The 8,333-nt window shown below is 73.6% G+C and carries 8 protein-coding genes and 1 pseudogene; 4 read left to right on the top strand and 5 right to left on the bottom strand.

Going from position 1 to position 8,333, the window contains the following annotated elements:
- Nucleotides 1–31 precede the first annotated feature (31 nt).
- Together PV350_RS26250 and PV350_RS26245 are read left to right on the top strand one after the other, a co-directional pair.
- Nucleotides 32–1,561, top strand: a pseudogene (locus PV350_RS26250) (ATP-binding SpoIIE family protein phosphatase); the annotation flags it as partial.
- 15 nt (nucleotides 1,562–1,576) lie between these two features.
- A complete protein-coding gene (locus tag PV350_RS26245) occupies nucleotides 1,577–2,491 on the top strand; it encodes a hypothetical protein (RefSeq protein ID WP_500336421.1) in 915 nt (304 codons plus the stop codon).
- Here the strand turns inward: PV350_RS26245 and PV350_RS26240 are convergent.
- From PV350_RS26240 to PV350_RS26225, 4 genes are all read right to left on the bottom strand, one after another.
- On the bottom strand, nucleotides 2,457–3,659 hold the full coding sequence (locus PV350_RS26240) for a cytochrome P450 (protein ID WP_500336419.1): 1,203 nt from the start codon (nucleotides 3,657–3,659) through the stop codon (nucleotides 2,457–2,459). The two genes, PV350_RS26245 and PV350_RS26240, sit on opposite strands and share 35 nt — an antisense overlap.
- Nucleotides 3,660–3,727: 68 nt before the next feature.
- A complete protein-coding gene (locus PV350_RS26235) occupies nucleotides 3,728–4,159 on the bottom strand; it encodes a hypothetical protein (RefSeq protein WP_500336423.1) in 432 nt (143 codons plus the stop codon).
- Between the two features lie 204 nt (nucleotides 4,160–4,363).
- Nucleotides 4,364–5,542 carry a GDSL-type esterase/lipase family protein gene (locus PV350_RS26230; RefSeq protein WP_499516080.1) on the bottom strand — a complete coding sequence of 393 codons (1,179 nt, stop codon included), beginning with the start codon at nucleotides 5,540–5,542 and terminating at the stop codon, nucleotides 4,364–4,366.
- 74 nt (nucleotides 5,543–5,616) lie between these two features.
- Nucleotides 5,617–6,186 carry a TetR/AcrR family transcriptional regulator gene (locus PV350_RS26225; protein WP_499516081.1) on the bottom strand — a complete coding sequence of 190 codons (570 nt, stop codon included), beginning with the start codon at nucleotides 6,184–6,186 and terminating at the stop codon, nucleotides 5,617–5,619.
- A gap of 202 nt (nucleotides 6,187–6,388) precedes the next feature.
- On the opposite strand from PV350_RS26225, the gene PV350_RS26220 reads away from it, so the two are divergent.
- Both PV350_RS26220 and PV350_RS26215 read left to right on the top strand, forming a co-directional pair.
- Nucleotides 6,389–6,514 carry a hypothetical protein gene (locus PV350_RS26220; RefSeq protein ID WP_500336417.1) on the top strand — a complete coding sequence of 42 codons (126 nt, stop codon included), beginning with the start codon at nucleotides 6,389–6,391 and terminating at the stop codon, nucleotides 6,512–6,514.
- A gap of 154 nt (nucleotides 6,515–6,668) precedes the next feature.
- Nucleotides 6,669–7,409, top strand: a complete 741-nt coding sequence (locus PV350_RS26215) for a hypothetical protein (protein WP_499516082.1) — start codon at nucleotides 6,669–6,671, stop codon at nucleotides 7,407–7,409.
- Here PV350_RS26215 and PV350_RS26210 read toward each other — a convergent pair.
- Complete coding sequence (locus PV350_RS26210) at nucleotides 7,364–7,966, bottom strand: hypothetical protein (RefSeq protein ID WP_500336415.1); 603 nt, start codon at nucleotides 7,964–7,966, stop codon at nucleotides 7,364–7,366. The genes PV350_RS26215 and PV350_RS26210 overlap by 46 nt on opposite strands.
- Nucleotides 7,967–8,333: the final 367 nt, after the last annotated feature.

The raw sequence follows: 8,333 nt of genomic DNA, 5'->3' as shown, positions 1-8,333 counted from the left end.
TTGTATATTTGTTTAAGAGACACCCCCGCGGCCGCCCGACGCTGCCACCGTGGCCCAACTGCGCTGCGCCGGGCACCGTTCCGCACCTGACGACGTCCCGCCGCCCACCCCGCACGGCGGCCGGTGCGATTACCCCCGGCGGTCGCCCACGGCCCGCGCGCTCGTGGACGGCACCTCGGTGCGCGTCGCCGAACTGGACCCGGCCGACCCCCACTGGACCGCCGGCGACCCCGTCCGCAGCGCCCACCACCGCGCCCTCGGCGTCCACTCCCTGATGATCGTGCCCATCCGCTCGCGCGGCACCACCCTGGGAGCGGCCACCTTCGGGCGCTCCCGGGACGGCGGGCCCTTCGGGCCCGACGACCTGGTCCTCGCGGAGGAACTCACCGCACACGCCGCGGTCTGCATCGACAACGCCCGCCGCTACACCCACGAGCACGCCGCCGCGCTCGCCCTCCAGCGCAGCCTGCTCCCCTTGGACCTCCCGCAGCAGAACGCCGTGGAGGCCTGCTACCGCTACCTGCCCGCCGACGCGGAGGCCGGGGTCGGCGGCGACTGGTTCGACGTCCTGCGGCTCTCCGGCGCCCGGGTCGCCCTGGTCGTCGGCGACGTCGTCGGCCACGGCATCCACGCCGCCGCCACCATGGGCCGCCTCCGGGCGGCCGTGCAGACCCTGGCCGACATCGACCTCGCCCCCGACGAGGTACTCGCCCACCTCGACGACATGGTCAGTCGGATCGCCGACGAATCCGCCGCCGCCGACACCTCCGGTGTGATCGGCGCGACCTGCCTCTACGCCGTCTACGATCCGGTCGGCTGCCACTGCACCCTCGCCCGCGCCGGCCACCCCGCACCCGTGCTGGTCACCCCCGATGGCGCCGCCGGCCTCGTGGACCTCCCCGGCGGCCCGCCCCTCGGCCTCGGCGGCCTGCCCTTCGAGGCCATCGGAATCGACGTCCCGGCAGGCAGCGTCCTCGCCCTCTACACCGACGGCCTCATCCAGGACCGCTCACTCGACGCCGGCCGCGGACTGCGGCGCCTGCTCGACAGCCTCGCCTGCCCGCGGACCTCGCTGGAGGGGCTCTGCGACGCCGCCACCGCCTTCGCCGGCGGCCGGCCGGCGGACGACGCGGCCCTGCTCCTGGCCCGCACCCACGCCCTCGACGCCGAGCACGTCGCCTCCTGGGACATCCCCGCGGACCCGGCCGAGGTCGCGCCGGCGCGGGCCCGGGCGGCGCGGCAACTCACGGCCTGGGGGCTCGGCGACCTCGCCCTCACCACGGAACTGGTCGTCAGCGAACTCGTCACCAACGCCGTCCGCCACGCCTCGGGCCCCATCCGGCTGCGGCTCATCCGCGACCGCACGCTCATCTGCGAGGTCTCCGACGGCAGCAGCACCTCGCCCCACCTGCGCCACGCCCGGACCACCGACGAGGGCGGCCGCGGCCTCTTCCTCGTCGCCCGGTTCGCGGAGCGCTGGGGCACCCGGTACGCGGGGGACGGCAAGACCATCTGGTCGGAACAACCCCTCAGGCCCCGTGAGGTCGCCGCATGGCCTTGATCCGGACGGGCAACCGTGGCTGACGCAGCGTCACGCGCCGGGGAACGGGTCGCGCGGGTGCGCGACGACCCGGCCGCGCGCTACGCGCTGGCCCGGGAGTTCTACCGGCTCGCCGCCGGACCCCGCCGCCGCTTCGGCCACGCCGAACTCAGCTTCATGCGCTGGTCGCTGGGCCGCGGCGTACTGGCACCGGAGATCGCCTCCCCGCCCGGCAGCCCCTGGTGGCGGGCCGTCAACGAACGGCTGCTGCGCGACAAGACCGAGGCCCAGCTGCTGTCCGCCGGAGCTGCGGGCACCCCGGGCGCCCGCAGCGTCGAGTTCTGGCTGGACTTCATCCGCACGCCCGAACCCCGCCGCTGGTACCGCGCGCACAACGCCAGCATCGTCGCCGGCTACCTGCAGCACGAGGAACTGGCCGCCGCCGAGCTGAAGGTGGAGCGGTTCATGATGAACGTCGCGCTGCTGCGCGTCCTGTTCACGCACGCGATGCTCACGCGGCCCCGGCTCGCGCTCGGCCCGCTGGCCGCGTTCGGCCCCCTCATGGCCGACCCCCGGCACCGGGCCGTCCAGATGTACCTCGACCTGGGCCGGTCCTTCCCGCCCGAGTACCCGGTCACCACACCCGTCGAGGACACCGTCCTCGACGAACACGCCCTCGCCCGCATGCTGGACTACGGGGTGATCGCCCCGCGGCTGTCCGAGCTCTACGCGTTCTCGGCCGCCTCGCTGGAACAACCCCGGCTGACCACCCTGCTGGACGACGGCGTCCCGGCCTACGCGTGGCCGCACGCGGACCGGCGGATCTGGTACGTCGGCAACACCGGCCCGCACCTGCGGGCCATCGCCCGCCTCACCGGCGTCCGCCTGCACTGGGAACCCTCGCCACGGGCCCGCTCTAGAGGCGGACCGGCAGCTCCGTCCTCCCGTTGAAGACGAAGGTGGGCAGGGGCCGCAGGTCCTCCGGCGGCACCGCCGGCCGCAGGCCGGGGAAGCGCTCGAACAGGTCGGGGAGGGCGGCCTCCGCCTCCAGCCGTCCCAGCGGTTCGCCGACGCAACGGTGGACGCCGTGGCCGAAGGCGACGTGGTCCTTGTCGCGCCGGCGGACGTCGAAGGCGTCCGTGTCGTCGGGGTGCCTGCGCGGGTCGCGGCCGCCCGCGCCGAAGCCCATGACGATCGGCTCACCGCGGCGGATCAGCATGCCCTCCCCGAGGTCGATGTCCTCCACGGCGTACCGCAGCGGCATGTGCCGGACGGGGGAGTCCACGCGCAGGGTCTCCTCGACGACCGCCTGCCACGGCACGCCGCCGCCGAGGACGTCCCTCAGCTGCTCCGGGTGGCGCAGCAGGCCGATGACGGCGTTGGTGATCAGGTCGGTGGCCGAGGGGACGCCCCCGGCGACGGTGACGACGAGGGCCAGGAGCCGTTCCTCGTCGGTCATGTCCGTGGCCTCGACCAGGGTCGTCGCCATGTCGTCGCCGGGTACCTGTGCCTTCTCGGCGAGCAGCGCGGCCCAGAAGGCCATCGCCTCGTCCACGCCGGAGGCCGCGGCCCCGGGGTCGGAGGGTGGTTCCAGCAGTGCGTCCATCGCCCGGACGGCCTGCTCCCAGCGGTCCTCCGGTACGCCGAACAGGTCGCACAGCGTCTCGCACGCGACGACCCGGGCGTAGCGGGCGCGGACGTCGACGACGCGCCCGGAGCCCGGCGTGCCGAGTGCCTCCAGGTAGGCCTCCGTCCTGTGCCGCAGGTTCGCCCCCAGGGCGGCCGTCCGCCCGGGGGTGAACGCACGCTCCATCACGGCGCGCAGCCGGCGGTGGTCGGGGCCGTGGGCGTTCAGCACGGTCGGCGAGACGAGGAAGGGCGACAACGGCCAGTCCTCGGGCAGGTCGCCGAGGCCGGGCCAGTGCTGCTTCGCGTCGCGGGAGACCCGGGGGTCGTCGGCGAGCCGCCGCAGTGCGTCGTACCGGGTGACCGACCAGGCGAGGACGCCTCCGGGCAGTTCGACGGGGGTGGCGGGGCCCGCCGCCTGGAGGCGTGCGGTGTCTTCGTGGAGACGGTGGCCGGCCGGGTCGAGCCCGCTCCGTTCCGGGGGCTTGCGCATGGGGAGTCCTTTCTCCGGCGGTGCGCGGTCGCAGCGCGGTGGCCGCCGAGAGGTGATCCGGGCGGGGATCAACGGGCGGGGAGGCGGCCGTCGATCTCGCAGGCCTGGCAGGGCGGCCTGCCGCAGGTGCACTGCGTGATCGCCTCGAGCACGCCGCGGTCGTGGTGGAGGCACTCGTCGCGGCAGGTGTGGCGGGGGATGAACCCGGCTTCGATCTCGCCGGGCCAGGGCTCGTGGCCCTCGCGGCAGCGGACGAAGCGCTCCGGGTCGGTCTCGTGCAGCTCGTGCATCGCGGAGCGGGCCTGGTCCTCCAGCTCCCGTACCCGGGTGACCAGGGCCTTGAGCTCGGCGGCGAGGCCCTCGTAGTGCTCTGCGCCGGTCCGCACGTGGGCGGCCCGCAGGGCCATGGCTGCGTTGCCGAGGAACCTGCCGGCGTCCTGGAGGTCGGTGACGTGGTGCATCTGAAGCCCGTTCACGCCACGGACCCACACGGCGTCCATGGCCATGTCTCCACCTTTCCGGTGTTCGCCGTCTTCCGCGTGACATGCCGTACTGCCTGCCGGAACTCCGCGGGGGCGACCTGAGGTAGCGCTGCCATGGTGGATCCGCGCATGAGGTGAAGCAAATCGATCGATCTCATGCCGTGATGCGGCGGGCCGATGAACACAGCCGCCGACCCGCAGCCTCGGGTCAGCGGCTGCGGGTCAGCGGCTCGCCGAGGCGAAGGGGCCGGTGCCCGCGAACACCAGCCGGGCGAAGTTCCCGCCGATGCGCCGGTGTCCCGCGGGATCGGGGTGGACCTCGTCGGGCAGCGGCAGTTCGGCGTAGTCGGCCGCGCCGTAGAGTGCGCGCCCGTCGAGGTGGTGGAGGTTGGGGTCGTCGGCCGCCCGCTGCGCGACGATCCGGGCCAGCTCCTCGCGGATGACGGTGAGGGTCAGCCGGCCCGCGGCGCGTTCCGCCGGGTCGCCGGTGGCCTTGAAGCGCAGCCTGCCGCCCTCGAAGTCCGGGGCGAGCGGGCCCGGGGTGTCCTCCTGGACGGGGCACAGGAGGGGGGAGACGACCAGCAGCGGTGCCGTGGGATGGCCCTCGCGGACGATGTCGAGGAAGCCGTGCACCGCCGGGGTGAAGGCGCGCAGCCGCATCGCGTCGGTGTTGACGATGTTGATGCCGATCTTGAGGCTGAGCAGGTCCGCCGGAGTGTCGCGCATCGCGCGGGCGGTGAACGGGTCGAGCAGCGCGCTGCCGCTGAACCCCAGGTTGACCAGCTCCACTCCGCCTGCGGCGGCTGCCAGCGCGGGCCAGATGGCGGTCGGATGCGCGGCGTTGGAGCCGTGGCTGATGGAACTGCCGTGGTGCAGCCACACCTTGCGGCCCCGCGGCGCGGACGGCTCGACGGGGGCGTCGGTGCGCAGGGCGATCAGCTCGGTGATCTCCGAGTGCGGGAGCCAGATCTCGACGTCCTTGTCCCCCGGGGGCAGTTCGCCGAACCGGGCGGTGCCGGGCGGCCCCTCCCGCAGCTCGGCGGCCTGGGTGACCATGTCGACGATCTCGCGGACGTTGCCGCCGGCCACGGTGGCCTGGGCGGCGAGACGGCCGTCGGCCAGCAGGTCGTACACGCCGTCCGGCGGGGCCGGGAAGCCCCGGTAGACCCGCTTGGTGGGCAGCGTGTCCAGTTCGACCGTGGTGGCCCGGGTGCGGAACGCCAGCCGTACGCCGGACGGCTGGGCCTCCGCCACGGCCAGTTGCTCGTCGGGGATCTGCCGGCGCGCCGCGGCGGGCAGGCGGTGCGGGAGCAGCCCGTGGCGGGTGCGCTCCACGTCGAGGGCGCCGCGCAGCAGCTCCTCGGTGACGGGGGTGGTGATCAGGTCTTGGTGCGTGTGCATGGTGCGTTGCCTGTCCGGTGGCTGTCCGTGGGCTGGGTGCCCGTCCGTTCGCTGGGAGGTGCCGGGGCGCGTCCTCAGGACGTCGACCGCTGCCGCAGCAGGGCGTCAAGGGAGTCCAGCGCCCACGACCACGACTCCTGCGCGGTGACGGGTGTGTGGTCGAAGCCCCCCGCCAGTTCGAGGCTGACGTAGCCGTGGAAGACGCTGCCCAGGAGACGGACGGCGTGCGTCTGGTCCGGCTCCGGGAGGTCGTAGCCGCGCAGGATGGCCCGCGTCATCTGGGCGTGCCGGACGCCGGCGCTGGCGGCCGCCGTCTGCGGGTCGAGCCTCAGCTGCGCCGCCGCGTAGCGGCCGGGGTGCTCCCGGGCGTACGCGCGGTACACGTTCGCGAAGGCGACCAGGGCGTCCTTGCCCGCGCGGCCGGCGAGGGCCTCGGCCGCCCGGTCGGCGAGTTCCTCCAGGGCGAGCAGGGCGATCCTGGTCTTCAGGTCCTGCGAGTTCCTGACGTGCGAGTACAGGCTCGCGACCTTGACGCCGAACCGCTCGGCGAGCGCCGAGACGGTCACCTGGGCGAAGCCGACCTCGTCGGCGAGTTCCGCCCCCGCCCGGGTCAGGCGTTCCGCGGTGAGTCCTACGCGTGGCACGGCGTGCCTCCCTTCCTCCGTAATCGATTATGCACCTACCTAAATTGTTTAGGCAAACGCCTAGCATCGGAACCCGGGATGCGCACGCTCCGCTACGAACGGCCCACCCAGGATGCGGCTCACGTCACGGCATGTAACGGTCGTCATGTGCATTTCGGGTTCGGCTGGGACCAGGGGACTCGTGGACGGCTCCGGCCGTCGCATGACCGTCCGCCTCGCCCACGACGTCGAGGTCAACTCCCCCGGGAACGACTCCTGTCGTACGGGAGGCAGTGACCTCGGACGCATCCCCCCGCACGATCCACCACCACTCACCAAGTTCTGCTGAAACGCGAAGGGTCACGATTCGGCCGCCGCCGTGTCGTGCCGCGCTGCCGTGTGCCGCGCGGCGCACCGGCACGGGCGGCGCAGCGGGCCCTTCGGCTACCCGGAAGGAATGGGTTGTGAAGGCTCGTCTTGGCTTGAGCCGGGGAAGGACGCTCGTGGCCGTTGCGCTCGCCACGATCGTCACCTCGGCCCTCACGGGATCGGTGTCCGCCGTCGCGGACGGGCACTCCGGAGGCTCCATAGACTCCGGCCACTGGGGCGTCATCGCCCGCAACACGATCGGTTCCCCCGTCGCCGACCTCAGGGAGGGCCCGTTCGGCTCGTACGGTGTGACGGGATCGGTCTCCAGGCCGCCCTACGGCAACGGCAGCCTCGGAATCGCGGTGGCGAACGAGTCCACCACGCTGAGTCCCCCCAGCGAGAAGGTCGACTTCGGCAACGAGGTCGACTTCTACGGCAGCCGGGTGCGGGACCTGACCGCGCTCGGGTTCCACGTCTTCCAGACGCAGGAGAACGTCGGCTACGGCGGCACACGGAACCTGCCGAACATCAGGATCGAGATCAATCCGAGGCTGACGCCCGGAGACACCTACTCCACCATGGTGTGGGTCCCGCCCGCCGTCGCGCCGGTGAACCAGTGGAGCGGGTACCTCGACGCCACCACCGTGAACGGCGAGTGGTTCCTGTCGGGCAACGAACTCGGGCCCCTGTGCACCCAGTCCAGCCCGTGCAACTTCACGACGCTGAAGAACGCGCTCCCGCAGGCCACCGTCTACACCGTCGCCGTCGGCAAGGGCCGCGACAACATCTGGGTCGGCGCGGTAGACGGCCTCCGGATCAACCGGTACGTCTACGACTTCGAGGCCAGCGGCGTCAGGGCCCGGCGCGTCGGCTGAAGGCCGTCACTCCTCCCGCCGGGAGGGACCCGGGGCATCACCGGAGCGAACCGGCCGGTGATGCCCCGGGCGGTCTCGACCGCCGTTCCGCCGCGCCTGGATGAGCAGCAGGGCGACGTCGTCACTGCGGGCGCGCCGGTGGCCAGGGCCCGGACCGCGGGGGCGTCCGAGGTCAGCGGAGCCGCGTCGAAGCGTTCCATGAGGTCGGACGGGTAGCCGCGGTGGCCGATGATCCGCAGCCGGCCGTCCTCCGCGGTCAACAGCGCGAGGGCCTGGGCGCCGAAGGCGGGCAGCAGTTGGTCGGTGGCCTGGTCGGCGACGTCCCGCACGCCGATCGCCTCGGTGAGCGTGGCCGCCAGGTGCATCAGGTGGTAGAGGACGGCCGCCCGGCCGGGTTCCGCGGGGGGTGCGGGGCGCAGCACCCGTGAGGGGTCCGTCGGGAGCGCGGCGGGGACGATGCGGACGCTGACGCCGGAGGGGTCCGGGTAGAGGTGGAACGACAGGCACGGGCCCGCGGGCGGCGAGGCGGTGAAGGAGGCCGGCTGCCTGCTGATCATCGCGGCCCGGTAGTGGTCCTCGACGAGGGGCCCGTCCAGCCACGGCAGGACCTTCCACAGACAGGTGCCGAGCAGCGCGGCGACGTGTCGGTGCCCAGGAGGCGGGCGGCCTCGGTGGTGGCGAAGAGGATCCGGCCGTCCAGGTCCAGCGTGCAGCAGCCTCCGGGGAGCCTTTCGGCGAAGTCCACCGCGGCCTGCGCCTCGGCCGGCCACGCCGCGCGCGGCCGCGGCGGCGGCAGGACGCGCGGCTCCCGGGGGGCGCCACCGGCCGGCTGCCGAAGAGCCGGGGGACGCCCGACCCGAACATGCGCTACACCACGGCAACCGAGTGGCAGGTCTTCGTGTACCCGCGGATTCGGCCGGGCAA

This window comes from Streptomyces sp. PA03-6a (assembly GCF_033792765.1).
GTDB lineage: Bacteria > Actinomycetota > Actinomycetes > Streptomycetales > Streptomycetaceae > Actinacidiphila.
The sequence above is the reverse complement of the archived record's forward strand: the minus strand, read 5'-3'. Positions and strand labels throughout refer to the sequence as shown.